We start from the raw sequence: 24338 nt of genomic DNA, 5'->3' as shown, positions 1-24338 counted from the left end.
GGCAAACCTATGCACCGCTATGTGCTCGGTCGATTGCTAGGAGCAATCCCGACTCTTTTCTTGATCGTGACCATTTCCTTTTTCCTGATCCGGATCGCGCCTGGTGGCCCGTTCGATCTTGAGCGCCCGCTAGAGGCCAAGGTGATGGAAAATCTCAACAAGATCTATCACCTGGATGAACCGCTCTGGAACCAGTACCTGCTTTATCTGAAAAGCATTGCGCAACTGGATTTCGGGCCAAGCTTCTATTTCAGAGATTTCACGATCAATGAGCTTTTTGCCCAAAGCCTGCCTATTTCGATCCAACTCGGCCTGACCGCCCTGTGTCTGGCGCTTGTGGTCGGAGGAACGCTCGGTGTGGCGGCTGCCCTTCGCCAGAACAAACCGGCGGATTATTCGATCATGGCGGCGGCAACCCTCGGTGTGACGATCCCGAATTTCGTCGTTGCCCCCATTCTCACGCTGATCCTGGGGGTCTGGCTCGGCTGGCTCCCGGTGGGGGTGGAATGGAGGCGCCTTCGTCAATGTCATCTTGCCGGTCGTGACGCTGGCGTTGCCACAGGTTGCTGTGGTCGCGCGTCTGACACGCGGCTCGATGATCGAGGCGCTGCGCTCAAATCATGTGCGCACCGCACGTGCTTATGGCCTGACCGGCTATATGGTCATTGTGGTGCATGCACTCAGGGGGGCAATCCTGCCGGTTGTCTCTTATCTGGGACCGGCTGCAGCGGCCCTGTTGACCGGATCCGTGGTGATCGAAACGATCTTCGGCATTCCCGGTATCGGTCGCTACTTCGTCCAAGGAGCACTCAATCGTGACTACACGCTTGTGATGGGGACCGTGGTGGTCGTGGCCTGCTTCGTCATCTTGTTCAATCTCGTCGTGGATCTGCTTTACGCACTGCTTGATCCACGCGTGCGTTACGATTGAGGAGGGGCGTTTCAATGACCATTGCCATGTCAAACAACGAAGCCCCTGCCAAGGGCCGATCTCTTTGGGACGATGCTCGCGACCGGCTCCTGGCCAACCGCGCTGCCGTCGCCTCAATGATTGTTTTGGTGATCATCGCGGTGCTTTCGGTGCTTGGGCCGATCTTGTCACCCCATAAATTTGATACCGTCTACCGCGACTACGTCAAAGTGCCTGCCAGCCTTGAAGCCTACCCGCGTCAGGACCAGGTCGAGCCGGGCTTTGAAAGGGCAGTCAAGCGCGCTCGCGTGACGTTGGACAGCTATGAGCAAGTGGGTGATCGGGTGGTTGCGCGCATCAGCTCTCGCCGCGAAATCGACCCGCGAACGACGCGTTACATTGACCGCAGTGACCTGTTCAAAAATGCCGAGATTGATGAGTTTTCGGCCGACAAGAAACAGGCAACGCTTCGCGCTGACATCAACTATATCCATTTCTATTTCGGTACGGATGCCAATGGCCGGGATATGATGACGCGGACGTTCATTGCCGGCCGGGTGTCGCTGACCATTGGCCTCTTGGCGACAATCGTTGCCATCAGCATTGGCGTCCTCTACGGCGCCACTTCCGGATATCTTGGCGGACGTGTCGATCAGATGATGATGCGCGTCGTCGATATTCTCTATTCGCTTCCCTTCATCTTCTTCGTGATCATGCTGGTGGTGTTTTTCGGTCGTAACTTCATCTTGATGTTCATCGCCGTTGGCGCTGTCGAATGGCTTGACATGGCACGTATCGTGCGCGGTCAAACGCTTAGCATCAAACGCCAGGAATATGTGCAGGCCGCCGAGGCGATGGGCGTTGCGGATGGTGGCATCGTACGACGCCACATCATTCCGAACACGTTGGGACCGGTCGTTGTCTATATGACACTTCTCGTGCCAAAGGTCATTCTGCTGGAGAGCTTTCTGTCCTTCCTGGGCCTGGGCATTCAGGAGCCGATGACAAGCTGGGGTGTCCTGATTTCAGAGGGCGCGCGCAATCTGCAAGGGGCTGCCTGGATGCTTATCTTCCCGTCCATTTTCCTGACATCGACGCTATTTGCGCTGAACTTTATCGGCGACGGTCTGCGCGATGCGCTGGACCCGAAGGATAGGTAAGGAGGGGGCCATGACAGATACAACGACCAAAACGGTGCTCTCCATCAAGGATCTCGTTGTCGACTTTGAGACGGCAACGGGCACGGTCAACGCGGTTCGCGGCGTCAACATTCATGTCGATGCTGGCGAAACGGTTGCCATCGTTGGTGAAAGTGGATCCGGCAAAAGCCAGACACTGATGGCTGCCATGGGCCTGCTGGCCTCCAACGGCAAGACCCAGGGTGAAGTGATATATGAAGGCCGTAACATATTGGGGTTGCCGGTCCGGCAACTGAACGGCATACGCGGTGCCAAGATCACGATGATCTTCCAGGAACCCATGACGTCATTGGACCCACTCTACACCATTGGCCGTCAATTGGCGGAACCCATGGTCGTGCATGGCGGCCTGTCCTGGAGGGCCGCAAAGGCAAAGGCGCTCGACCTTCTGAAGCTCGTCAACATTCCCGAACCTGAGCGAAAGATCAAAGCGTATCCATATGAAATGTCCGGAGGCCAGCGCCAACGTGTCATGATCGCCATGGCACTTGCGAATGATCCTGATGTTCTGATCGCGGATGAACCCACTACGGCGCTCGACGTGACGACGCAGGCGCAGATCCTGGACCTTCTGGCCGATCTTCAAAAACGGCTTGGAATGGCGGTGATCTTCATCACCCATGATCTGGGTATTGTCCGGCGCATCGCCGACCGGGTCTATGTGATGAAAACGGGTGAGGTGGTTGAAAACGGAGAGACGAACAGCATCTTCACGCAACCAGAGCATCCCTACACGAAAATGCTGCTGGACGCAGAGCCCACCGGTCATAAACCGCCGGTTCCGGACACTGCTCCTGTTCTCCTGGAAGCTCAGAAAGTCGAGGTGGAATTTGAACTGGATTCAGGGTTCCTGAAACCAAAGCATGTTCTGCGGGCAGTTGACGACATCAGCTTTTCGCTGCGCAAGGGCCAGACCCTCGGGATCGTTGGAGAAAGCGGTTCCGGCAAGTCAACTCTGGGCCGGGCGGTTCTCAACCTGCTTCCGGCAGGTGGGCGTGTCGTGTTCCAGGGGCAGCAGATTACCGGCAGAGATCGAGCAGCGATGCGGGAGCTGCGCAAGGACATGCAGCTCATTTTCCAGGATCCGTTCGGCTCCTTAAGTCCACGCATGACCGTTGGACAGATCATATCTGAAGGGCTTTTGGTGCACGAACCGTCGCTAAGCGGAAAAGACAGGGACGTGCGCGCCTGCCAGGCGCTTGAAGAAGTCTCGCTCGATCCCGCAATGCGCAACCGCTACCCCCACGAGTTTTCCGGCGGTCAGCGCCAGCGTATCGCAATAGCACGCACGATGGTGTTGAAACCGGAGCTGGTTGTCCTCGATGAGCCGACATCCGCGCTAGACCGAACCATCCAGAAACAGGTGGTTGAACTGCTGAGAGATCTGCAAAACACGTATCATCTGACCTACCTTTTCATCAGTCACGACCTTGCGGTCGTGCGCGCGCTCTCAGATACGGTGATGGTCATGCAGCGCGGAAAGGTGGTCGAAGCCGGTTCGGTCGACGACATATTCGAAGCGCCGAAGTGCGATTACACCAAAGAACTGATCGGTGCGGCCATGCTGACACAACAGCAAATGATGGAGAGCGCCTGACGTTACGGCGCATGCTTGAGCTTAAAACCCGGTCAGACCGAGCGCCTGAACGGGTTCATGGTCGTATTCATTCTTGAGTCTGCCGAGATCTGAACCATAGAAGTGTGGCGCGAGCAGAACGGCGCTTGAGAGAATGTGCGCCTGCAGCGAATTGATCGCCCCTTGGACGTTTCGTGCCTGCAGCGCGTCGAAAATATCCTTGTGAGGGGTCACATTTGGCCTCGACCATGCCTTTTCCGATCTGGGGGTCGGTAGCATCACACGCTGCAGCATCATTGTTGTCCGGACCAGGACAGGTTCCAGAACAGGCATTTGTGCAATCCGGAAGAGCTTTAAGTGCAGGTATCTGTCGACTTCCGCGCATCCAAAGACATCCCGCACGGCGCGGTACTCCTCAAAGTCCCGGTCAAGTTCCCTGAGTTCCTCGATCTGCTTTGGCGTGACCAGTTTGGCTGCTTCCAGAATGCCGGTGGATTCAATGTCGAAGCGCAGCTTCAGCATCAGTTTTGCTTCAAGCGGTGTCGGGTTCGTGACAAACGTGCCCTGGTAACCGCGCCTGACCACAAGTCCGTATTCCTGAAGCAGCATCAAAGCTTCGCGTATCGTGCTCTGCGAACAAGCATAGTCGCTGGCAAGAGACTGCTCGGTGATTGGACTGTCGGCGCTTAACGCTCCCGTCAGGATCTTGCGTTTGAGATCCTGGTAGACGGCATCTGATTTGCGCGCCCGTTTCTTACTGACCTTTGTCTTGGCTTGCGGCACGTTTTCCGCAATTACAATCTCGTCCAAGTCGTTGCCTCCCCCTGGCAGCGAATAAGACTGGCAGCACCACAAAAACTGTCGCCGGAGAATAGTCTCAGGCCACTGTTTTTTCGAGTCTCTACCCGGTGTTCCAAGTTAGGAAAGCCGGTCGATGGGGCATGTCAGTCACGGACAGCCAATGGCCCGATGGAAGCACCTGTCTGCGTCTCTACCTGCAAAACAACGACAAGAGCAAAAATGCGCAGTTACGATGCAAAATCAGAATAATGGCTGTTAGAAATTACAGTGCAGGCATTCTTCCGTTTAGGGCAAGCAATTGCAATCGCGATTTCGACAGCATTAGTAACAAAAATGAGAGCAGGTTCGAAAAGCGCGTCCGCATGCAGCGCTGGACAAGACACCTTTCCAGCTCGGCTCGGCGACCACTTGGCTTCCGCGTCAGTGGCTCGCCGGGACAATCTTTAAGCTGCTGCCTTCTCAAGAGCGGAGAGCCAGTTTTTGTACGCAATTTTTTCCAGAAGCTGGGCATTGAAGCCACGGGCATCAAAAGCTTCCATCAGACGATAAAGCCCGGTGACATCCTTGAGGTCTTTGGGAAGCATGCAGCCATCGAAATCGGACCCGAGCGCTACGCAGTCCTCGCCAACACGATCAACAAGATAAGCTGCGTGATCGGCCATGACATCAAGCGGCATGTCTCTGGCGTAAGCGCCATCGGGACGCAAGAATGCAATATGGAAATTGATGCCTACGAGCCCTTCGCTTTCCTTGATTGCATCGAGCTGCTTGTCAGTCAGGTTCCGGCTGCTGGCGCAAATTTCGTGAACGTTGGAATGACTGGCAACGATGGGGCGGTCCGTGATGCGGGCAAGGTCCCAAAAACCTTTTTCATTCAGGTGTGAGACGTCGAGAAGGATGCCCAGTTGATTGCAGGCGCGGACCAGGTCTCGTCCTGGGCCTGTCAGCCCGGGGCCAATGTCCGGTGACGCGGGATGTGCCATCGGAACACCATGACCAAACGCGTTCTCTCGGCTCCAGACGAGGCCGAGTGACCTGAGACCGCGCTTGTGAAGGTCCTCAAGGGCATAAAATTGTGTATCTATTGCCTCCGCGCCTTCCATATGGAGGCTGATGGCCATGGTTTGTGCTTCGATTGCCGAGCGGATTTCTTCCGGTGTTCGGCATATAGCAACGCGTTGGTCCGAATCCTCGACAATCCGCTCGGCGTGCTCGAGCAACCGGTAGGTGAAATCCAGGGCTTCTTTTTGCGGGACCGGCTGATAGTTGGCCGGGTCTTTCGGGTTGAACGGTTTTGAAAAATCCTGGTCGGGATTGGAGGGCACAAACATGGCAAAAAGGCCGCCAGCAAATCCAGCTTCCCCGGCGCGTACCATATCGATGTGGCCGGTCTCGGAACGTTCGAAAAAGCTCCGTTCCTTGCCTTTTATCTTGTCGATTTCCAACTTGAGCAATGTGTCGTTGTGACCGTCGAACACGGGAAAGGGGGACTTGGTCGTCTCGTTTTGCAAGTTAAAGTCCTTCAAGCAATGGCAATAAACGGCAGGGAAGTGAGGCGCTCAGGTAACAGGCTCCGTTAATCTAGGCAATCATGCGAAGAATGTAAGGCAGATCGGCAGAATGTGACTTGCAACTGTTGAAAAGCTGTCTCAAGAAGAAGCCTGAATTTCAGGAGGTCCCATGAAGCGTACCAAATCGCTGAATGATACTGTTTCGGCGCAAGAAAGCTTTCTCAGCCGCCGCTTTCTTCTTACCGGGGGTCTTGCGCTTGCCGGATCCGCTCTCGCCGGTTGCCAGACTGCAACCATCGTCGGCTTGCCGGACCAGGCAGAACTGCCTGATGAAGAATTTGACTATGCTTCGGCCTATGCAGCCTTGCCAGACGGGGATTTCACCTGGCCTGCGATCAACTACAAGAAATTCGACAAGCAATACTGGCGTCAGGTGGTTGAATACAAAACCCGAGAGAAGCCAGGTACGATTGTCGTCGACCCCTACAATAACTTTCTTTATTGGACGCTTGGGAACAACAAGGCTCTGCGCTATGGCATCGGTGTCGGGCGTGCAGGGTTTGCATGGTCAGGCGAGGCCCTGATTCGGGTGAAACGCCCTCATCCTATCTGGCGCCCTCCACGTGAAATGATCGCGCGCAAGCCATCGCTGGAGCGATACTGGGAAAAAGGCTTTCCTGCCGGGCTGCGAAACCCGCTCGGTGCCCGCGCCATGGATTTGTGGCAGGGTGCAACAGACACGCTTTACCGGATTCACGGCACAAATCAGCCGAATTCCATCGGCAAGAGTGTCTCTTCCGGCTGCATCCGCATGTGGCAGCAGGACGTGATTGACCTGTTCAATCGAGTGCCCCTCAGGACCAAGGTCGTTGTGCTGACAAAAGACCCGAACGCCGAAGCCTGACGAAATGCGATGTTACAGAAGTGCAGCTTGCTGATTGCAGGCTGCACTTTTTATTTGTCACGCTGTCATTATGGGGTCATGGCCAGTGCTACGTCATGAAAGACGGCTGTGAAATGACAGACCGCTGCTGCCAGTACGAACGCATGCCAGATCGCATTCTGGAATGGCAGTTTCTTCCAGGCATAAAACACGGTTCCGATCGTATAGAGCAGCCCCCCGGCCAGGATCATTAAAAAGCCGAAACTCGAGGCCCTTTCGATCAGCGGCTGGGCCGCAAAAACAACCACCCAACCCAGGCCGAGATATATTGGTACCGTCAAACGGTCCAGGCCGGTCAGGTGTGCCAGCTTGAGAATAGCTCCCGCCACAGCACCGGTCCACACAATGGCCAGCAATATGCCTCCCGTCCATCCTCCGATAATGATTGCGGCCAATGGTGTATATGTGCCTGCAATCATGAGGAAAATTGCGGCATGATCGAGACGGCGCAAGATGCCGGACTTATGGTCCTTGGCCAACATATTGTAGAGCGCTGAACAGATCAGCATCGTCATCAGACAGGCGGCATAGATCATGACCGTCACCTGGCGTGCGCGATCCGCAACGTCCCACATCGTCACGGCGAGTATGACCGTTGCCGTTATGCCCAAACATATGCCGACCAAATGAACGGCACCGTCGGCGATCAGTTCAGCCATTGTCAGCCGCCTGATTTCAGGCATCCAGGATATCCTCGCTGCTTTCCGTGGCCGAAGTTTCGGCAATACCCATCATAACTTGAAACAGGTGTTGGTCGAAATTGAGGTAAGTCAAGGAAAGGACCATCACAACGGCCAGAGACTTCATAAGTAGCATTGGCAGTTCAGCCAAGGAATGTGACCTTGCTGAAACTGTAGAGACTTGCTTTAACTGTCACCCCGATCGGCATATAGCCTCGGCACTTGATGGCAAACTTGGGATTTCTTGATGAGCAATCACCTTTTCGACGCGCTGACCGCCTTTATTCCGGATCCGGACAAAGTGTTTCTGGAAACCGGAGACGGAAATCGGTTGACCTATCAAGGTGTGCTTGCTCGCTCGGCGCAATATGCAGGGGCGCTGCAAAAGCTGGGCGTGAAACCGGGCGACAGGGTTGCGGTTCAGGTTGAAAAGACGCCCGACGCATTGATGCTCTATCTCGGCACCATTAGGGCGGGCGGTGTTTTTCTGCCGCTCAACACAGCCTATACACCAGCTGAAATTGCCTATTTTGTCGGTGACGCCGAACCGGCTGTGTTTGTCTGCGATCCTGCGAAAGCCGATGCGCTTGCCGGAACGGCACAAAAATCCGGCGCCAAGCTGCAGACGCTTGATGCTGAGGGCGGCGGCACGCTCGCGCAGTTGGCTGATGAAATGGCGGACGACTACGAGACCCGACCTCGGGATGAAGACGATCTGGCCGCAATCCTTTACACCTCCGGCACGACTGGCCGATCCAAAGGAGCGATGCTCAGCCATGGAAACCTGGCCTCCAATTCCCAGACGCTGGTCAAGGTTTGGAGGTTCACTGAAGATGACATTCTGCTGCACGCGTTACCGATCTTTCACACGCACGGTCTTTTTGTTGCAACGAATTGCCTGATGATTGCAGGTGGCTCGCTTTTGTTCCTGCCCAAATTTGACCTGGAGAGGATGCTAGCACTGTTGCCGCGTGCCACATCGATGATGGGGGTTCCGACATTCTATTCGCGATTGCTCGGATCTAATGAGTTTACGCGAGATCTTGTGGCCCATATACGGCTTTTCATATCCGGTTCCGCGCCGCTTTCGGCGGAAGTTCACAAGGAGTTTTCGGACCGCACCGGGCACGCCATTCTGGAACGCTATGGCATGACCGAAACCAACATGAACACCTCCAATCCTTATGATGGCGATCGGCGACCGGGCACCGTCGGCTTTCCGTTGCCTGGTGTCGGCATCAGGATCGCCGATCCAAAGACCGGCCGGGAGGTGGCGCAAGGCGACGTCGGAATTATCGAGATCAAGGGTCCGAATGTCTTCCAGGGCTATTGGCAGATGCCGGAAAAGACAGCTCAGGAGTTCCGTGTCGACGGCTTCTTCATCAGCGGCGACATGGGCCGCGTAGACGAAGAAGGCTACATCTCTATCGTCGGCCGTTCCAAGGATCTGATCATTTCCGGTGGCTTCAATGTTTATCCCGCCGAAGTTGAGGCTGCACTGGACGAGATGCCAGGTGTGGCGGAAAGCGCGGTGATCGGCGTACCGCACCCCGATTTTGGAGAAGCTGTTGTCGCGGTATTGGCTCCAAAACCTGGTGCAAGTCTGGAGAGTGGCGACGTTCAATCGGCGCTTTCCAGCAAATTGGCCAAGTTCAAGCAGCCCAAACGGGTCCACGTTCTAGAGACACTGCCGCGAAACACGATGGGCAAGATCCAGAAGAATGTTCTGAGAGACCAGTTTCAGGACGACTTCGCCTGAGAAGCATCGGTCCTAGCTGACAGGTTGCGCCGGGAACTACTGTTCTTCCGGCGCATCATCTGTAAATGCGGTCAAACCGTAGAGCGCACACAAAATGATCAGAGCGCCTGTCACCCAGAAAATGGCAGGAAAGCCGGCGTTCATGGCCAATAACACGCTGCCAAGAGTGACGCCGAGAGTTCCCCCGACCAGCCTGACAGTAATCACTACGCCACTGACTTCGCCCTGTTTGTCTTGCGGCACTGCATTGGCGTTCAAACGTGTTGCGGGGATCATGGCAATCGGCAGCGCGGTGCCCCATAGAATAAGGGCCGGCGCAATGGCCCAGTAGCTGTTGAAATGCATCAGCGCGCCAATCAGGATACAGGCAAGACCAATCAGAAATAGAGAAATCACCACCGGTCGTCGTGACCCGTGTTTGTCGACAAACTTGCCCGCAGGTGCCGCCAGGAACGGGAAGGGGAGCACGGCTATTGCGGTCCCTATACCGGCCCAAAGGGCCGCAAAATGGAGTTCCAACTGGAGAAAATGCGGAACGAAAATTGCAACCATGATCTTGCTCATCTGTGTCAAAAGGATCACCGCCGCGCTGGCATGAAAGGGTTTCAGCAGGAACAGCGAGACATCGACCAACGGTTTGCTTTGCTTTGCTTCAAACAGCACAAACGCAACAAGACCAATGATGCCGCCCGCCAGGCTGGCCAGAATAACCGGTGTGGCCCAGCCGAAATCGGGGCCTTCCATTAGGCCGAAAATCAATGCGGTTAGACCGATCAAGAGCAGGACAAGGCCAATACGGTCAATGACAGGCCGAGGCCGGGGATGCTCCGGATTGCGCCAGAGCACACAGGCGAGACTACCGCCAGCCACGACAATCGGGATGTTGATCCAGAAAACCCAGCGCCAGGACAGAAAATCGGTCAGGACGCCGCCAAGCATCGGGCCTGCCGCCAGAAAGATCGTTGCCATCCCGGCCAGAATGCCGATGGCTCGCCCACGTTCCTTTTCACCAAAAGACAGTGTTGTGGCTGCAAGCGACATGGGGAACATGATCGCCGCACAAAGGCCCTGGATAACGCGCATTGAAATCAGCATGGCCGCACTGTCGGAAAATCCGGCGAGAAGGCTCGCAATCGCAAAAATAGTGCAACTCACGATCAGGGCTGGTCTCAGCCCGAACAGGTCGATCGCTTTGCCGCCAATGGCAGCAAAACATGTGAAGGTGAGCATGTAGGAGTTGATGATCCAGTGTGCGGTTGTCGGCGAAAGGTCAAGTTCGGTTCGTATTGCTGGCAGCGACACGCCCAAAATGGTCTCGTCCAGCATGACAAGCCCTCCAAGGCCGCCGACGGCGAGAACAAGACCGCGCTTTCGCTCCTTTTCAGATAGTCCTGCCACGTGCCGTCCCCCAACCTGCAAAAGCAATTTCCACCACCTTAAGTCACCTCGGCAATTTGCACCCGGTTTTTTTGATCCGTGTGCTTCTTCGAACGTGCTCGGAAATGCAAAATATCTTTTATAAAAGAATCTTGATATCAAGATAAAGATTGACTATCTCGGGCAAGACAGGGCGGATAGAAGCCCAAGAAAGAGCTGGAGTAACGAATATGAGCGTCAGAACACCTGATCATCCGGTAACGGATCTGTTTGTCGAGCGCTGGTCACCGCGCGCCTTTGATGGATCGTCGATGCCCGAGCAGGATCTGAAGACCATTTTGGAAGCCGCGCGCTGGGCGCCTTCTGCATTCAATATACAGCCATGGCGTTTCGTCTATGCATTGCGGGGCGAGAATGCGTGGCAGCCATTGGTCGAGTTGCTGAACCCGTTTAACCGTGATTGGGCGCAACATGCATCCGCACTTGTTTTTCTCTTCACAGATCAGGAAGTTGACGGCAAGGATGGCAGGCCGAACCGGGCCAATGGCGCGCACTCATTTGATGCAGGCTCTGCTTGGGCGCATGCGGCCCTCCAGGCAACGGCACTTGGTTATCACACCCATGGCATGGCCGGTATCCTGAAGGATGAGATCCACGAGAAACTCGGTGTTCCTGAGCGTTTCAAGCCGGAAATAGCCTTTGCCGTTGGCCGACGCGGAGATGCCAACCAATTGCCGGAGAGCTTGCAGTCCAGGGAAGCGCCAAGTGGCCGCAAACCGCTGACGGAAATCGCCTTCCCTGGTCGCTGGACCTGACGGAGAAACGTTCGCCTTCTGGTGTCAGAACAAATGTGCTGGAAACGCTGATTGCGGCAATCTGCTCAGCGTTTCCGGCAAGATCCTGGTGTAATGTCTTTACGTTCTATCAATGGATCCGGAGCTGAAGATGAGCATTGCCGACACTCTTCCTCAAGACAGTCGCCTCAACGCCTATCATTCGAAAGGCGACTATATGGACACTTTTTCCGTCTCACTGAGAGGACGTCCAGACCTGCAGTCGGTCGATATTAGGGTGCTCGCGGATCACATGCTAAATGCGGATATCGGCTGGATGAACAAGCTTCTGGCGGCCCGCGACGCGGTGGTCAAGCCACTGGGGCTGAAAACAACCGATGATCTTCTCAAAGAGCAGTCAGACATACCTTTGGAAGAGCGTGAGGCCGGAGACAGGGTCGGGTTTTTCAAGATCTACGGTGTCGGGCAGAATGAGATCATTCTGGGAGAAGACGACTGGCACCAGGATTTTCGCCTGTCCATCTTCCGCAGCGTTGGGAAGACCCCGCGCGTTTATGCCACCACCTGCTGCAAACGGCACAACCTGTTCGGCTACGCTTACCTAGCGCTGATCTTGCCGTTTCATAAAAAAATCGCTGCAACTGTGCTCGACACAGCCATTGAGGAAGACCTTGCAGCTTAGGGATTGGGAGTGGAGGGGTTGAATCTATTTGACTTTTTTGAAAAGAATTTGTCGTTAGCACACTGTTCTGCTTGGATCTTAAAGACCCTGACCACATTCATTACATCCAAGATGACATCGACATTGTCGAGATAAGTAGAGACCGTTTCAGCACCAATGGGGCCAAGTTGCTTGCTGCGCAACTGGGTGTGGAAAAAAGAAGCTTGTTTCTGAGTAGTTGGTACTGTTCGAGATTGAAGAGTTTGTGTTGAAAGCCGCCGCCGGTGATGAAGGCAGTGTTATTCTCGATCTGGTGGTTCCAATAAAGGCCCGTGACACAGTAATCGTCAAATCAGCTCTCTGCTCTTCATTCGGGAAGTTAATCCAACAATACCATTTTTGATTGTATTTGTGATTGTTGCTAGTTAGGGTGCGGCAGCTGCCGACAGGTTGACTCAAGCTATTGCCGCGCGGGGGCGGATCACATGAAATTTTGGGTTTTTGCCGTACTTGTTCCTCTTCTCGCAGGGTGCGTGTCCGACACGTCTGTTTCAGAGACAAAGTCTGAAAAAGCTGAGCGGATATGCGCTGGGGAATTCACTCCAGGCACCGTGGAGTTTTCGCAATGCGTGGCTCTTCTGAAGGCACAAAGCGAATCTCTCGCTGATTACAAAAAAGAACAAGAAAAACAAAATGAAGAAGAAGTAATAAGCGCCGATATTGCGATCCAGATTTGTAATGATTTCGCGCGCAAAGCCATCTTCAAGCCAATTGAGCGTATTTCAAGTTCAAGAGCCCTTGGATCACATCGCAAGAACGTAGATATCGACTATCGGATCAAAGATGAATCAAAGGTGGTGAAGGCCTACTGCAAGATGCGCGGGCGAGAGATCGTGGATTTTAACTTAAGTTAGAATCCAATGTCGAAAAGCTGGACTCATGGAGCGGTGAATTTTCGTTCGGCGTTCACAAGAAGGTGGGTGTGAGCCGTAAGATTTTGAAAAAAGATATTTTTTTGTAATTTTTATTTCTTTGGGTTCGTAAAGGTCATCAAAGAAGGCCGAACGATTGGCGCGCTTATTCAAAATAGGGAGGCTTTATTTCCCCCGGAACATCCGGGTCAAGCGCCATAGATTCCTCTATTTGCACCCGTTCGCTTCAGACAACATCTGTAAACCCGCCGCATTCAGCTCCGGCGCCCGGTGGAATTCTGGGAAAACCCGGCTATGGAAGGTCCACGGCTTTGCAACGGCTGAGGAATCGTGCTGACTACCGCACTGCAGGAAACATGGTCTGGGGAATGAATGGCGCGGCAGAAGCGGTGTCTCAAGTGATCGTATGACAGTACAGATCGATATCGGGGAAATTAGGGGCGGGACACGCGCCGAGCTTGATCTTGAAGAGCTCCTGGCGACCCGGCTGTTGGTGCAGGGCAATTCCGGGTCCGGAAAGTCGCATTTGCTGCGCCGTTTGCTGGAGCAGTCAGCAGCCTGGGTTCAGCAGGCGATCATCGATCCTGAAGGCGATTTTGTATCGCTTGCCGAAAAATACGGTCATGTGGTGGTCGACGCCGTCGGCACGGAAAAAGACCTGCAGATGATCGCGGGCCGCGTGCGTCAGCACCGCGTGTCGGTTGTTCTCAATCTGGAAGGTCTGGATGCCGACCGGCAGATGAAGGCAGCAGCGACATTTCTGGACGGCTTGTTCGATGCGGACCGGGATCTTTGGTATCCGATGGTGGTCGTCGTCGACGAAGCACAGCTGTTTGCCCCGGCCGCAGCCGGAGAAGTGACGGAAGAAGCCAGGCGCCGGTCGCTGGGTGCCATGACCAACCTGATGTGTCGTGGCCGCAAGCGCGGTTTGGCCGGTGTCATCGCAACACAGCGTCTTGCAAAACTTGCCAAAAACGTTGCGGCGGAAGCCTCAAATTTCCTGATGGGCCGGACCTTTCTTGACATCGACATGGCACGAGCAGCCGACCTGCTCGGAATGGAGAGACGTCAGGCGGAAAGTTTCCGCAATCTGGACCGTGGTCATTTCATCGCGCTCGGCCCGGCAATGTCACGGCGTCCGATCCCGGTCAAGATTGGCCCGGTCGAAACCGCGGGAAGGGGAGGCAGTCACAAGCTGATGCCACTTCCAGAGCAGCCAAAAGAAGAGGCAAAGGACCTGATTTTCACGCCCGGTGCTGACGAAGTACGGCCCGTGCGCCAGCGCTATATCGAACCGGTCGCGTCGACGGGAGAGGTGCTGGACCGCCTCACAAGTGCGGAACGGGCTGGTGAAGCTGAAACGCCACAAGCTGAAAGCCTGCTGGAATTTGGCGAACGGGACGAGAAAATATCGGAGATCATTGCCGGCATCCTTGAAGACGACGATGCTGCCTTTCAGCCGATCGCATCGCTCTATCAGGATTTTCAGGTTCGCTGCCGGATTGCGAAATTGCCGGGTGGAGCACCCGATCTGCAAGCTTTCCGTGAAAAGCTATCGGTAGCACGGGCCGGGGTTGAAAAGGGTGAAGTGGACGATGGTGCCTGGACACAGGCCGAGTTGATAGCAGCCGAACTGCCCGACGATATGCGCGGTGTCTATTTGCTACTGGCCAAGGCTGCACTTGCCAAGGCTCCCTGTCCGGGAAATCTGGAAATCGCGACAGCCTATGGAACACGCTCACCCGGTCGTGCCCGCTGGCTCCTCAGTCACATGGAAGAGCGCGGTTTCCTAGTCTGCGCCACCGATTTGCGGGGCAACCGTATCGTGACGCTCACCGATCTCGGCTGGCAAACCGAGCCGGGAGATGAGGCGGCTGCATAACCATAAGTTGTACATTTTGGCATCCTGTCTAAGAAATAGAACCGAAAGTGTTTTCTTGCTAGGCAGAAAGGGTTTTAATCCAAGTTTCAAATTTTGGATAAACGCTGTACCCTTCAAATACATACTCCGAGCTAGCTTCTATTCCGTCAAATTTTTTAAATGCAATTTCAGGAATGTGCCAGGGAAACGGCCTATTGATTTCTTTGAAGCGTTCAACAGAAGCATTGTGCAAAGAAAACTGCTTTTGGTAGGCCCTCCAATCATCGCGGCGAAATTTTGCATGCGGAAAGGAAAAGTCTTGATTTCGATAAAAACCGTTCTGAAGGTTCTCTGAGATCGTTCGAAAAATCTTGAATTGCTGGCGGCGAATACGTTCAGAATAGTGACGTCCTTCGAGTTCATTTGAAAGATAGGCTTCAGGCGCTCCCTGCCAAAAAATAAAAATAGCGGTTGAAGTGTCGCATTCAGGTTGGCTAACGATCCAATCCAGTAATTCCATATCCCCGTCAAATGTTGTCCTAGCCACAGCTATATGCCATTCATCCCGTGATTTTTGTTTGAGCCAATCCAAAGTATTCGGAATATCAAGTTTAGCTTCATCAAGCCATTTCAGATGTAAATCGAGTTCCAATTGTCTTGCTTCGATCTCATTTCTTTCGTTCTGGTCATATTCAAGGGTACTTAAAAGCTCTAACCGGAAGTTTCGAAGAACTTGTTCGAGATCCTTCGGTGCTTGGTCAACTATTTTCTCAATGTCAATCTCGTCTCTGAAGCAGGCGAGCCGAACTAAATAGAGGGTGTCTATTATAAGTCTATCAAGTTTTTGAAATTCAGCGCTTGGATCTACAGAGAGTTCTTTGTGTATTACTTGATGTAAAAAATCTAAGAAAGAAGTTTTTAACTGATTTTTTTTATCAGAAAGAGATGTTTTGTTTACTTGCCTATTTGGCGATAATTGATGGATTTTTCCTAGTAGGTAATCGCCTTCCAGTATTTTGATTTTATCTTCTAGAGAAATTGAAAAAGCTTCGGTGGGTGTCATGACTTGCCAGGAAATTCAATTTGATGGTCAAACCAACCACAAAATGCTTTGCAGATTGGTTAAGAGCAAGGCGAAAACTTGATTGCCTCTTGCTTTTGATCGCGCTTTGATCGAGGTTTTTGTAGTTCAATCCGCAACTGAACTTTTGATTGATTTTGTGTTTCTTGGAACTGGTGTGGTTTGCTGGAAAGCAGGGAGATCGCGAGCTCCGCAATAAAGTCATGTTTTAGGTCATGTTGAGTGCCGATGTGGACTTCCCAATCGGTGCCAATGACGCGCCGGTCGGAGGAATAGAAATGATCCGGTTGTTACTGTTGCTGTGTTCCCATGGCGCGATGCTTGCCGCCGGGTTTGCGCTTGGTGTCTATTTCCTGCCCATACTGACAGCTCCTGAAGGACCGGATGCGGCTTCTCTGTCAGCTGCAACCGAACAGGCGCAATACAAAGCCGGCCTGACCAGAGACTTGAAAGGCAGTGATCTTCTGCATTGGGGGGAAGGCACAATCAGCCTGTCGAAAAACCAGATTGTTCACGAAGGTGAATTGTCGCCAGGCCCCGACTACAAGCTTTATCTTGCCAAAGAATTTGTCGAGGACGAAGCCGCGTTTGAGGCCATCAAGGCAAGCGCCCGCAGACTTGGCGATATCAAGACCTTCAATGGGTTTATTGTCGATGTGCCCGATGACGTGAATATCGATGACTACACCACTGTTCTTGTCTGGTGCGAGGCCTTTGGCGAATTCATCACGGCTGCCAAGTACCGCTGACGTTCAGACACTGAATTCAAAGGGTGCACCGATACGAGGCTGACCGACGTGCGAACAGGTATCAGATAGCCGGGCGCATTCTCCGTTTTGATTTCTTGTCTGAGGACGCGTCGGCCGGCTTGCAGGCAAGCAGATATTCCAGTTGGGACAGTTCCAGTGTGATGCCGTCGATCGTGCGTTTCAGCACACCTTCAAGATAACTTCCCGCTGGAGCGCGATCGCGAATGTCGATGGCTCGATCCCGTGCCTTTCTCAGATAAAGCATCATGGTTCGAACATCCTGCACAGTGACATCAGTTGTCGACTGAGTGTCCAATTGTGGTGTGTGTGAAGCCACAAGCACGGACGATTGCTCACGGATCGGATCTGCAAACCGCATTGGTCACCTCAAGTGTTCATGTTATGTTCTCATGTGTATCAGCTCATCAAATTTCTGGCAAGACTGAATCTTAGCCGCCCTGACAGATGCTTTTCTCCTCGAAAGAGCTGTTTGAGTAAATCGTGAAAACTGAAAGCATTTCAGATGTTTGGAGTAAAAGAGCACGTAACGCCACGTGGAAGTGTCCAATCCAGCTTGACGCCGTAGAGGTGAAAAGTTACATCTGTAACTAAATTAAAACTGAACCGGGAGGTCATCATGGATCAGAGAGCAGACAGTTCGGCTGGGTCCCGGAGCGCTGGACACAATTCTTCGGATCTGGGTTACATGCCGGGCTTTGGCAATGATTTCGAAACAGAAGCCTTGCCGGGGTCCTTGCCACAGGGCATGAACAGTCCTCAAAAATGCGCGTATGGCCTTTATGGCGAGCAATTGTCCGGCACCGCCTTCACAGCACCAAGCCACCAGAACGAGCGTACATGGTGTTACCGGATCAGGCCGTCGGTCAAGCATACGAGCCGGTTCCGCAAGATAGATCTGCCTTACTGGAAAAGCGCTCCGAATGTTCTTGAGGATGTGATTTCGCTTGGACAATACCGCTGGGATCCGGTGCCGCATGCCGATGAGGAACTGACCTGGCTGACCGGTATGCGAACCATGACGACCGCTGGCGACGTCAATACCCAAGTCGGCATGGCAAGCCACATCTATCTGGTCACCCGGTCGATGGAAAATGCCTATTTCTTTTCCGCCGACAGCGAGCTGCTGGTTGTTCCCCAGGAAGGCATATTGCGCTTTGCAACCGAACTCGGTGTCATTGAGCTGGCGCCGAAGGAAATTGCGATCCTGCCGCGCGGTCTTGTCTACCGGGTTGAGGTTTTGGAGGGCCCGGCCCGCGGCTTTGTGTGCGAGAATTACGGCCAGAAATTCGAGTTGCCGGGCAGGGGCCCCATCGGTGCCAACTGCATGGCCAACCGCCGCGATTTCAAAACACCTGTCGCCAGCTTCGAGGATAAGGAAGTGCCCTCGACGGTCACGGTAAAATGGTGCGGGCAGTTTCATGAAACCAGGATTGGGCATTCACCGCTCGATGTCGTGGCCTGGCATGGCAACTATGCGCCTTGCAAATATGACCTTCGAAACTATTGCCCGATCGGGTCCATTTTGTTCGACCATCCGGATCCGTCGATCTTTACCGTTCTGACAGCTCCGTCCGGAGTACCGGGCACTGCCAATATCGACTTTGTACTGTTCCGTGAGCGCTGGATGGTAATGGAAGACACTTTCCGTCCACCCTGGTACCACAAGAACATCATGTCCGAATTGATGGGCAACATATACGGTCAGTATGACGCCAAACCTCAGGGCTTCGTACCCGGTGGCATGAGCCTTCACAACATGATGCTGCCGCACGGGCCCGACAACAATGCATTTGAAGGGGCTTCGAATGCAGATTTGAAGCCGGAGAAGCTCGACAATACAATGTCCTTCATGTTTGAGACCCGTTTCCCTCAGCATCTGACCGAGTTCGCCGGCAAGGAAGCGCCAATGCAGGACGACTATATCGACTGTTGGGAAACGCTTGAGAAGAAGTTCGACGGTACGCCGGAAGGAACCTGGAACGCAGAATGAGCGGAACGAAACTGCCTGAACTTCAGGACCGGCTGGTCATTCTAGGGTGCAAGGGCGGTCCGGCAATTCGGCCAGGTGGGCCGTCGCCAACCAGCTCTCTGCTCGAGATTGGCGGTCGTCGCTGCGTCGTCGACTGCGGGCTCGGCGTAACACGCGGGCTTGTGGAAGCCGGCATTGTTCTGAAGCAGCTCGATCTCGTTTTCATAACTCATATGCACTCAGATCATGTGCTGGAACTTGGGCCGCTGCTCCATACAGCCTGGACCACGGGTCTTTCCAGCACCGTGAAAGTCTATGGTCCGGCCGATCTCATGGAGTATTGGGACGGTTTCCTGGCATCTATGCGCTATGATATCGACCTCAGGATCGAAGATGAAGGCCGCCCGGATTTGCGCGAATTGGTGGAAATTCATCTCTTGAAGGAAGGCGAGGTCGCTCTGGAGGACGGAAACCTTGGTGTCAGGGCGTTCAAAGTGGACCATCCTCCGGTCGTTGATTGCTTTGCCTTGCGGTTCGAGACGGAAGACTGGTCTGTCGTTTTCTCTGCCGACACCACTTTTTTCCCCCATTGGCCGATTTTGCGAAAGGGTGTGATCTGCTGGTCCACGAAGCGATGCTGTCTCGTGGGGTAGACAAGATCGTTGAAATCACGGGGAATGGAGACAGGCTGCGCCAGCACTTGCTGGCAAGCCACACAATGGCACCCGATGTTGCGAAAATCGCCGAAGAAGCGGGGGCGGGAAGACTTGTTTTGAACCACCTTATCCCGGCGGATTTGCCGGGCTTTGAACACGCGGAATGGATCGAGGCAACCAAGGCCTTTTCGGGGGAAACCATCGTTGGCCATGACGGTCTGACGATCACAAGGAAACAAAGTCAATGAAGCTGGCAACGCTGAAGGACGGCACCCGGGACGGCAAACTTGTCGTCGTGAATGAAAGGCTCACCTATTGTACGGAGGCCGGCCATATTGCACCCACGCTTCAGGCCGCGCTCGATGACTGGGCTAAGGTCGCGCCGAAGCTTGCATTGCTTGCCGAAAGCCTGTCGCACGAAGCCGTTCCCATGCTTCGCTTCCATGAACACGACGCGCTGTCGCCACTCCCGCGCGCCTATCAGTGGGCGGATGGGTCGGCCTATGTCAATCATGTCGAACTGGTGCGCCGTGCACGAGGCGCAAAGATGCCGGAAACCTTCTGGACGGATCCGCTCATGTACCAGGGCGGATCCGACACATTTGTCTCGCCGCGTGACCCGATCAGGATGCGGGACGAGGTCTGGGGCATTGATATGGAAGGCGAGATCGCAGTTGTCACAGGCGATGTTCCCATGGGCGCGAGTCCCGAAGAGGCCCGAAACGCAATTCTGCTTGTCCTGCTGGTCAATGATGTGTCGTTGCGGGGCCTGATCCCGGCGGAGCTTGCGAAGGGCTTCGGTTTCTTCCAGTCAAAACCATCCTCGGCCTTTTCACCGGTTGCTGTGACGCCAGATGAGCTTGGCGATGCCTGGAAAGGCGGGAAACTTCATTTGCCCTTGCATGTTGATCTCAATGGCGAGCCTTTCGGCCGCGCCAATGCCGGCATCGACATGACGTTCGAATTTGGCAACCTCATTGCGCATGCGGCAAAAACGAGAGACTTGTGCGCTGGAACCATAATTGGATCTGGAACGGTCTCCAACAAACGGGACGGCGGTCCGGGCAAGCCTGTTGCGCAAGGTGGTGCCGGTTATTCATGCATCGCTGAAGTCCGCATGATTGAAACGATCGAGACCGGCGAAGCCAAAACGCCATTCCTGAAGTCGGGCGACACTGTACGCATTGAGATGTCTGATGAGGATGGCCATTCGATCTTCGGTGCCATCGAGCAGACCGTTGAAGTGTCGGATGGGGCCTAGCCTTTCTTTTTTTGTTCGGTTGATCAAAGACAAATTGAAACAGACTGCCAGGGTGCAGATTGGGAGATGAGATGAGCAAGCAATTCGCATCCGCCGGAGACATGGCAGAAAAACAAATCTCGTTCACCGAGATTGGCCGGGACCTCTGGGCCTTTACCGCTGAAGGTGACCCGAACACCGGCGTCATCATCGGCGATGACAGTGTCATGATCATCGAGGCGCAGGCGACCCCTGAACTCGCCAACAAGGTGATCGAGAAGGTGCGCTCCGTAACCGACAAACCGATCAGTCATCTTGTGTTGACCCACTATCACGCCGTGCGTGTGCTGGGGGCTGCCGCCTATCAGGCACCGACCGTGATCATGAGCCAGAAGGCTCGTTCGATGGTTGTGGAACGCGGCGCGGAAGACCGGGAATCTGAATTCATGCGCTTCCCGCGTCTGTTCATGGGCTATGACAACGTCAGTGATATTCCGCCCCTGACCTGGCCGACAACCACCTTCAACGACCGCATGACCGTCTATCTTGGCAAACGTCGGGTTGACCTTCGCTTCCTTGGCCGCGCCCATACGGCGGGGGACATCGTTATTCATGTACCGGACGAGAACGTCATGTTCACCGGTGACATCGTCGAATACCATTCTGCATGTTACTGCGGTGACGGCCATTTCAACGACTGGCCGACGACGCTTCAGGCCATCCGTTCCTTTGATGTGGAAGCCATAGCGCCTGGCCGCGGCGAAGCGCTGGTCGGCAGGGAGATGGTCGGCAAGGCGTTGACCAACACCGCCGATTTCGTGTCTTCGACCTTTAGGCCTGTGGCCCGGATCGCCCAAGGGGGTGGTTCGCTGAAGGACGCCTGGGACGCCTGCCGTGCCGAATGTGATCCGAAGTTCAAGGACTACGCAATCTATGAACACTGCCTGCCGTTCAACGTCGCCCGGGCCTATGACGAAGCGCTCGGCATAGACACGCCGCGCATCTGGACGGCGGAACGGGACGCAAAGATGTGGGCGGATCTGCAAGGGTGAGCGATGACAGGTGCCTTGGATCAACTCCGCCTCATGGCACGTAACAACGCTTATGCAAATGAGCGTTTGTTCGAGGCCTGCTGCCAGCTGTCTCAGGACGCGTTTGAGGCAGAACGAACCAACTTCTTTCCGTCGATCCGGGAGACGCTCAACCACAATTGGGAGGTCGATCGCTACTACATTGATGCGCTGAAGGAGGTGGGGCAGGGAAGAGCTGTTTTCTCAGTTCCTCATTTGGAGACAGTGGAAGAGCTTCGGATTGCTCAGGGGAAGGAAGATCTGAAGCTGATCGGATTTTGTGACGCGCTCAAGGATGAGGATCTGGATCGCAAGGTTGTGCAGGACCGGGGCAAGAACGGTCGGTTTGAAGAAACAATTGGCAGCACTATGCTGCACCTGTTTCAGCATCAGATACATCATCGTGGGCAGGTTCACGCCATGTTGGCTGGGACTGAAGTTGCGCCGCCGCAGCTTGACGAGTTCTATTTAGATTTCGACCGGCATCCGATTGCCGCCAAGTTTTTATAAGGTCAGGAGCGGGAGGACGACTTGTGACCAAATTGTTCGAGGTGCCGCTCTATCCCTATAAGTGGAGCGATGATCAGGGGGCTGCGGCACCCGTTCGCCATCCGGTCGTCATCATCGGCGCCGGACCGGTCGGGCTCGCCATGGCGATCGACCTGGCCCAGTCTGACATTCCCGTTGTGGTGCTGGATGACAACGAACGTGTCAGCGTCGGCTCACGCGCCATCTGTTTCTCCAAACGCTCGCTGGAAATTTTCGATCGGCTCGGCTGCGGAGACGAGATGGTCTCGAAAGGCGTTGTCTGGAACACCGGCAAGGTGTTTTTCAGCGACAGGCAGGTCTACGCGTTCGACCTGTTGCCTGAAGAAGGTCACAAACGGCCAGCTTTCATCAATCTCCAGCAGTACTATTGCGAGCTCTATCTTGTTGAGCGTATCCGGGCACTGCAGGCAGAGGGAAAACCAGTTGAAATCCGCGGCGGCAATCGGGTTGCGAACCTTCAAAACCACGATGACCATACACTTGTGACCGTGGAAACCCACGAAGGCGCCTACAACATTGAGGCAGACTGGTTGATCGCTTGCGATGGTGCCGGCTCACCGGCAAGGCGCATGCTGGATCTTGATTTTGTCGGCAGGGTCTTTGAGGACAACTTCCTGATTGCCGATGTGGTTATGAAGGCGGATTTCCCGACCGAACGCTGGTTCTGGTTTGATCCACCGTTCAACAAGGACCAGTCGGCTCTGCTGCACAAGCAGCCAGACGGCGTTTGGCGCATTGACCTTCAACTTGGTTGGGAAGTCGACAAGGACGAGGAAAAAAGCCTGAAAACGTCGTGCCGAGGCTGCGGCAGATGCTTGGGCCGGACGTTGAATTCGATCTGGAGTGGGTCTCAATTTATACGTTCCAGTGTCGGCGGATGGAGAAATTCAGGCACGGCCGCGTCCTCTTTGCCGGCGACAGCGCGCATCAGGTGTCGCCATTTGGTGCTCGGGGCGCAAATTCGGGATTTCAGGATATCGACAACTTGGGCTGGAAGCTGAAACTTGTGCTTCAGGACAAGGCTCCGGAAACGTTGCTGGACAGCTATGGTTTCGAACGCGAACTGGCCGCTGACGAAAACATCCTTCAAAGCTCGCGCTCAACGGATTTCATAACGCCCAAGTCGGAAATGAGCAGGATATTCAGGGACGCTGTTCTGGATCTTTCCGAACACCATTCTTTTGCCAGGCCATTGGTAAATTCAGGCCGCCTGTCCGTACCAGCGATCTACGATGGATCGTCTTTGAACGGTGAGGACCAGGTTGACCTGCCCGCTCGGACGAGGCCCGGCAGTCCTGCTATTGATGCACCATTGGGCAAATCTTGGCTGGTAGACAGTCTCGGAGACAGATTTGTACTGCTGGGCTTCGGAGTGGAAGTACCTGAAAAGTGCGATGTCCTGGGTGTTCAGATAGAAGGCAGGAGCTTGCCTGAAACTGAAATCGGGCCCGAAATCAAAGAGCGGTACCTGGGCGACCTTGAGGCAGCAGTCTATCTGTTTCGACCGGATCAGCACGTTGCAGCAAGGTGGCGCGACTTCGATGCGGACAAATTGGCAATCGCGTTCAAGAAGGCGATCGGCAAGGGAGAGCAAAGCGCATGAGCAGACAGGGAATTGGGCTCAATCTGGAAGCACCGGACGACTTTTATGCTGATCTTTTGTCGGCCCATGAAGGCCTGACCCAACAGGAAAGCGATGCCTTGAATGCGCGCCTCATCTTGTTGATGGCAAATCAAATCGGTGAACGCGCAACTTTGAAGAAACTATTGGACGCTGCACATCTGAAAGAGGTCGTTGGTGAATGAAACGATCTGTGGCAAGCATTCATCGAGCGGAAAAAAGTATAGAATCGTTCTACGGATAACTACATAGCAATCAGCACTCAGAGGTCATATTCGAGCTCTGACGTGCTTTGGCAGATATGCATCATTTAATTTAGGCAAAAAAATTGAATGAATTTTTGCCCTTATCTTATTGTTAGAAATCACACATTCGTCT

Annotated in this window: 21 protein-coding genes and 3 pseudogenes; 17 read left to right on the top strand and 7 right to left on the bottom strand. The window is 54.1% G+C overall.

The window, feature by feature from the left end; all coding sequences use genetic code 11:
* Positions 1-9: 9 nt before the first annotated feature.
* The 3 genes and pseudogenes from oppB (at position 10) to ACZ1HV_RS07175 (ending at position 3706) form a co-directional block, all read left to right on the top strand.
* A pseudogene (gene oppB, locus ACZ1HV_RS07185) lies at positions 10-931 on the top strand (oligopeptide ABC transporter permease OppB).
* A gap of 14 nt (positions 932-945) precedes the next feature.
* Positions 946-2070 carry an ABC transporter permease subunit gene (locus ACZ1HV_RS07180; protein WP_298815751.1) on the top strand — a complete coding sequence of 375 codons (1125 nt, stop codon included), beginning with the start codon at positions 946-948 and terminating at the stop codon, positions 2068-2070.
* A gap of 10 nt (positions 2071-2080) precedes the next feature.
* A complete protein-coding gene (locus tag ACZ1HV_RS07175; RefSeq protein WP_298815753.1) occupies positions 2081-3706 on the top strand; it encodes an ABC transporter ATP-binding protein in 1626 nt (541 codons plus the stop codon).
* Between the two features lie 21 nt (positions 3707-3727).
* Here ACZ1HV_RS07175 and ACZ1HV_RS07170 read toward each other — a convergent pair whose 3' ends face one another.
* Together ACZ1HV_RS07170 and ACZ1HV_RS07165 are read right to left on the bottom strand one after the other, a co-directional pair.
* On the bottom strand, positions 3728-4495 hold the full coding sequence (locus tag ACZ1HV_RS07170; RefSeq protein ID WP_298815755.1) for a GntR family transcriptional regulator: 768 nt from the start codon (positions 4493-4495) through the stop codon (positions 3728-3730).
* A gap of 434 nt (positions 4496-4929) precedes the next feature.
* Complete coding sequence (locus ACZ1HV_RS07165; RefSeq protein WP_298983190.1) at positions 4930-5997, bottom strand: dipeptidase; 1068 nt, start codon at positions 5995-5997, stop codon at positions 4930-4932.
* Positions 5998-6166: 169 nt separating this feature from the next.
* Between ACZ1HV_RS07165 and ACZ1HV_RS07160 the strand changes: the two genes are divergently transcribed.
* Positions 6167-6901: a L,D-transpeptidase gene (locus ACZ1HV_RS07160; protein WP_298815759.1), complete on the top strand. Its 735-nt coding sequence runs from the start codon at positions 6167-6169 to the stop codon at positions 6899-6901.
* A gap of 68 nt (positions 6902-6969) precedes the next feature.
* Here the strand turns inward: ACZ1HV_RS07160 and trhA are convergent, their stop codons facing one another.
* Positions 6970-7623 (bottom strand): PAQR family membrane homeostasis protein TrhA, encoded by a 654-nt coding sequence (gene trhA, locus ACZ1HV_RS07155; RefSeq protein ID WP_298815761.1) that lies wholly within the window; start codon positions 7621-7623, stop codon positions 6970-6972.
* Positions 7616-7771, bottom strand: coding sequence for a hypothetical protein (locus tag ACZ1HV_RS07150; protein WP_298983194.1), 156 nt, complete (start codon positions 7769-7771; stop codon positions 7616-7618). The genes trhA and ACZ1HV_RS07150 overlap by 8 nt, the downstream gene beginning before the upstream one ends.
* Before the next feature lie 96 nt (positions 7772-7867).
* Here ACZ1HV_RS07150 and ACZ1HV_RS07145 point away from each other — a divergent pair, with 96 nt between their 5' ends.
* A complete protein-coding gene (locus ACZ1HV_RS07145) occupies positions 7868-9379 on the top strand; it encodes a malonate--CoA ligase (RefSeq protein ID WP_472717709.1) in 1512 nt (503 codons plus the stop codon).
* A 36-nt stretch (positions 9380-9415) separates the two neighbouring features.
* On the opposite strand, the gene ACZ1HV_RS07140 is transcribed toward ACZ1HV_RS07145, so the two are convergent.
* Positions 9416-10777 (bottom strand): MFS transporter, encoded by a 1362-nt coding sequence (locus ACZ1HV_RS07140; protein WP_298815765.1) that lies wholly within the window; start codon positions 10775-10777, stop codon positions 9416-9418.
* 209 nt (positions 10778-10986) lie between these two features.
* Here ACZ1HV_RS07140 and ACZ1HV_RS07135 point away from each other — a divergent pair, with 209 nt between their 5' ends.
* The 4 genes from ACZ1HV_RS07135 to ACZ1HV_RS07120 all read left to right on the top strand — a co-directional run bounded on the left by ACZ1HV_RS07135 (position 10987) and on the right by ACZ1HV_RS07120 (position 15025).
* Complete coding sequence (locus tag ACZ1HV_RS07135) at positions 10987-11571, top strand: nitroreductase family protein (protein WP_298983199.1); 585 nt, start codon at positions 10987-10989, stop codon at positions 11569-11571.
* Between the two features lie 130 nt (positions 11572-11701).
* Entirely contained in the window at positions 11702-12232 is a 531-nt protein-coding gene (locus tag ACZ1HV_RS07130) for a DUF2867 domain-containing protein (RefSeq protein ID WP_472717708.1), read from the top strand.
* Positions 12233-12696: 464 nt separating this feature from the next.
* Positions 12697-13125 (top strand): hypothetical protein, encoded by a 429-nt coding sequence (locus tag ACZ1HV_RS07125; protein ID WP_472717707.1) that lies wholly within the window; start codon positions 12697-12699, stop codon positions 13123-13125.
* A 424-nt stretch (positions 13126-13549) separates the two neighbouring features.
* Positions 13550-15025: a helicase HerA domain-containing protein gene (locus ACZ1HV_RS07120; protein ID WP_472717706.1), complete on the top strand. Its 1476-nt coding sequence runs from the start codon at positions 13550-13552 to the stop codon at positions 15023-15025.
* Between the two features lie 58 nt (positions 15026-15083).
* Here the strand turns inward: ACZ1HV_RS07120 and ACZ1HV_RS07115 are convergent, their stop codons facing one another.
* A complete protein-coding gene (locus ACZ1HV_RS07115) occupies positions 15084-16067 on the bottom strand; it encodes a DUF4274 domain-containing protein (RefSeq protein WP_472717705.1) in 984 nt (327 codons plus the stop codon).
* Between the two features lie 296 nt (positions 16068-16363).
* Between ACZ1HV_RS07115 and ACZ1HV_RS07110 the strand changes: the two genes are divergently transcribed.
* Entirely contained in the window at positions 16364-16834 is a 471-nt protein-coding gene (locus tag ACZ1HV_RS07110) for a DM13 domain-containing protein (protein WP_472717704.1), read from the top strand.
* Between the two features lie 61 nt (positions 16835-16895).
* Here the strand turns inward: ACZ1HV_RS07110 and ACZ1HV_RS07105 are convergent, their stop codons facing one another.
* Entirely contained in the window at positions 16896-17213 is a 318-nt protein-coding gene (locus tag ACZ1HV_RS07105) for a hypothetical protein (protein WP_298958482.1), read from the bottom strand.
* Between the two features lie 258 nt (positions 17214-17471).
* On the opposite strand from ACZ1HV_RS07105, the gene hmgA reads away from it, so the two are divergent.
* From hmgA to ACZ1HV_RS07070, 7 genes and pseudogenes are all read left to right on the top strand, one after another.
* Positions 17472-18845: a homogentisate 1,2-dioxygenase gene (gene hmgA / locus ACZ1HV_RS07100; RefSeq protein ID WP_472717703.1), complete on the top strand. Its 1374-nt coding sequence runs from the start codon at positions 17472-17474 to the stop codon at positions 18843-18845.
* A pseudogene (locus ACZ1HV_RS07095) lies at positions 18842-19728 on the top strand (MBL fold metallo-hydrolase). Before hmgA ends, ACZ1HV_RS07095 begins: the two are co-directional and overlap by 4 nt.
* Positions 19725-20741, top strand: a complete 1017-nt coding sequence (locus ACZ1HV_RS07090) for a fumarylacetoacetate hydrolase family protein (protein WP_472717702.1) — start codon at positions 19725-19727, stop codon at positions 20739-20741. Before ACZ1HV_RS07095 ends, ACZ1HV_RS07090 begins: the two are co-directional and overlap by 4 nt.
* A 71-nt stretch (positions 20742-20812) precedes the next feature.
* A complete protein-coding gene (locus ACZ1HV_RS07085; RefSeq protein WP_298815788.1) occupies positions 20813-21772 on the top strand; it encodes an MBL fold metallo-hydrolase in 960 nt (319 codons plus the stop codon).
* A gap of 33 nt (positions 21773-21805) precedes the next feature.
* Positions 21806-22300: a DinB family protein gene (locus ACZ1HV_RS07080; protein ID WP_298815790.1), complete on the top strand. Its 495-nt coding sequence runs from the start codon at positions 21806-21808 to the stop codon at positions 22298-22300.
* Between the two features lie 140 nt (positions 22301-22440).
* Positions 22441-23942 (top strand): annotated as a pseudogene (locus ACZ1HV_RS07075) (FAD-dependent oxidoreductase).
* On the top strand, positions 23939-24145 hold the full coding sequence (locus ACZ1HV_RS07070) for a DUF2783 domain-containing protein (protein ID WP_298815794.1): 207 nt from the start codon (positions 23939-23941) through the stop codon (positions 24143-24145). Before ACZ1HV_RS07075 ends, ACZ1HV_RS07070 begins: the two are co-directional and overlap by 4 nt.
* Positions 24146-24338: the final 193 nt, after the last annotated feature.

Source organism: Roseibium sp. JB4-4 (assembly GCF_055693425.1).
This window is presented reverse-complemented; position numbering and strand designations above follow the sequence as displayed.

What these genes read in the sequence shown, in the direction of transcription:
- ACZ1HV_RS07180 (WP_298815751.1), top strand. Translation starts at nt 946, where the DNA reads ATGACCATTGCCATGTCAAACAACGAAGCCCCTGCCAAGGGCCGATCT.
- ACZ1HV_RS07175 (WP_298815753.1), top strand. Translation starts at nt 2,081, where the DNA reads ATGACAGATACAACGACCAAAACGGTGCTCTCCATCAAGGATCTCGTT.
- ACZ1HV_RS07160 (WP_298815759.1), top strand. Translation starts at nt 6,167, where the DNA reads ATGAAGCGTACCAAATCGCTGAATGATACTGTTTCGGCGCAAGAAAGC.
- trhA (WP_298815761.1), bottom strand. Translation starts at nt 7,623, where the DNA reads ATGCCTGAAATCAGGCGGCTGACAATGGCTGAACTGATCGCCGACGGT.
- ACZ1HV_RS07145 (WP_472717709.1), top strand. Translation starts at nt 7,868, where the DNA reads ATGAGCAATCACCTTTTCGACGCGCTGACCGCCTTTATTCCGGATCCG.
- ACZ1HV_RS07135 (WP_298983199.1), top strand. Translation starts at nt 10,987, where the DNA reads ATGAGCGTCAGAACACCTGATCATCCGGTAACGGATCTGTTTGTCGAG.
- ACZ1HV_RS07130 (WP_472717708.1), top strand. Translation starts at nt 11,702, where the DNA reads ATGAGCATTGCCGACACTCTTCCTCAAGACAGTCGCCTCAACGCCTAT.
- ACZ1HV_RS07125 (WP_472717707.1), top strand. Translation starts at nt 12,697, where the DNA reads ATGAAATTTTGGGTTTTTGCCGTACTTGTTCCTCTTCTCGCAGGGTGC.
- ACZ1HV_RS07120 (WP_472717706.1), top strand. Translation starts at nt 13,550, where the DNA reads ATGACAGTACAGATCGATATCGGGGAAATTAGGGGCGGGACACGCGCC.
- ACZ1HV_RS07115 (WP_472717705.1), bottom strand. Translation starts at nt 16,067, where the DNA reads ATGACACCCACCGAAGCTTTTTCAATTTCTCTAGAAGATAAAATCAAA.
- ACZ1HV_RS07110 (WP_472717704.1), top strand. Translation starts at nt 16,364, where the DNA reads ATGATCCGGTTGTTACTGTTGCTGTGTTCCCATGGCGCGATGCTTGCC.
- ACZ1HV_RS07105 (WP_298958482.1), bottom strand. Translation starts at nt 17,213, where the DNA reads ATGCGGTTTGCAGATCCGATCCGTGAGCAATCGTCCGTGCTTGTGGCT.
- hmgA (WP_472717703.1), top strand. Translation starts at nt 17,472, where the DNA reads ATGGATCAGAGAGCAGACAGTTCGGCTGGGTCCCGGAGCGCTGGACAC.
- ACZ1HV_RS07090 (WP_472717702.1), top strand. Translation starts at nt 19,725, where the DNA reads ATGAAGCTGGCAACGCTGAAGGACGGCACCCGGGACGGCAAACTTGTC.
- ACZ1HV_RS07085 (WP_298815788.1), top strand. Translation starts at nt 20,813, where the DNA reads ATGAGCAAGCAATTCGCATCCGCCGGAGACATGGCAGAAAAACAAATC.
- ACZ1HV_RS07080 (WP_298815790.1), top strand. Translation starts at nt 21,806, where the DNA reads ATGGCACGTAACAACGCTTATGCAAATGAGCGTTTGTTCGAGGCCTGC.
- ACZ1HV_RS07070 (WP_298815794.1), top strand. Translation starts at nt 23,939, where the DNA reads ATGAGCAGACAGGGAATTGGGCTCAATCTGGAAGCACCGGACGACTTT.